Here is a 1,168-nt window from a genome sequence, read left to right on the forward strand (position 1 = left end):
CGGCGGGATGGCAGCGCTTGCACCAGTGGCAATGAGACAGCGATCGAAGGCCACTTCGCGAGTGTCACCTTCTGCCGCTTCCACGATAAGCGTTTGGCCATCCTTGAATCGGGCGCTGCCTCGCACCAGATTGATCGACGGATTGCTTTCGAGGATGCTTTCATATTTAGCATGACGCAGCTCGTCCACACGGGCCTGCTGTTGCGCCAGCAGACGGTCACGCAGGACAACTGGGGGCGTTGCCGACAGTCCCACGTCAAAAGGACTTTCGCGTCGCAGATGAGCGATATGCGCTGCCCGAATCATGATCTTAGAAGGGACGCAGCCCACGTTGACGCAGGTGCCGCCGATAGTTCCCCGCTCGATCAGGGTGACACGGGCACCGTTTTCAGCTGCCTTCAGCGCTGCTGCCACAGCGGCGCCGCCAGTACCGATGATCGCCACATGCAGCTGACCTGCCGGTTTCTCCACCGCGCGCTCGCCGCTCAGCCACTGGGCGGCTTTGCCAAGGAGTCCTGGCTGTTCAACACTGCGCTCTTTGCTTTCAAATTCGTCTGTAGGCGTAGCACCGTAACCAAGGGCGCCCACTGCTGCTACGAGCGCGGACACGTCAAGCCTATTGCCTGTGACTTGCGCCTTGTTCGATGGATAATCGACAGCCGCTCGCGTTACGCCGGGGACCGCCAGCAGCGCGTCCTCAACGTGCCTTGTACAACTTGGGCAAGTCATTCCCGCCACGCTCAAACCAACTTCGTTTAACTCTTGCATTCCGCTCTCTCTTTTATCCGTTGTGCCCAAGCCAACTAGTACGACGCCTCGGTCACTGAATCGGTTGTGCGCTTCAGGGAACAGGCTCCGTGGGTCGTTTACAGGCTGCTCACGCGATGACGACCGGCAGAATCGCCTGAGCGGCATCTCTGCCGTGGTTCTAGCGATGCTGCCGTTATTTGTTGCCTTACTTCTTCAGCTCAGATGGGTAGCCTACATCCGTCGTCGCCTTGCTAAGCGCCTGGACGTTGGTCTTCGCATCGTCAAACGTTACGACGGCAAGCTTGGTTGAGAAGTCGACCTCGGTCTTGCTAACACCGTCGACCTTGCTCAAGGCCTTTTTAATGGTGATAGGACAAGTCGCGCAGGTCATGCCAGGAACGGCCAAGGTGACCGTCTG

At 58.6% G+C, this 1,168-nt stretch carries 2 protein-coding genes; both read right to left on the reverse strand.

The genetic code is table 11. The features are described 5' to 3' along the window. Window positions 1–915: FAD-dependent oxidoreductase (locus tag C4K88_RS18090; protein ID WP_206604396.1), on the reverse strand; the 915-nt coding region annotated here is incomplete at its 3' end. Between the two features lie 40 nt (window positions 916–955). Then, a partial coding sequence (merP, locus tag C4K88_RS18095) for a mercury resistance system periplasmic binding protein MerP (protein WP_104122820.1) occupies window positions 956–1,168 on the reverse strand: 213 nt, incomplete at its 5' end.

The organism is Arthrobacter pityocampae, from assembly GCF_002927275.1.
Lineage (GTDB): Bacteria > Actinomycetota > Actinomycetes > Actinomycetales > Micrococcaceae > Arthrobacter_D > Arthrobacter_D pityocampae.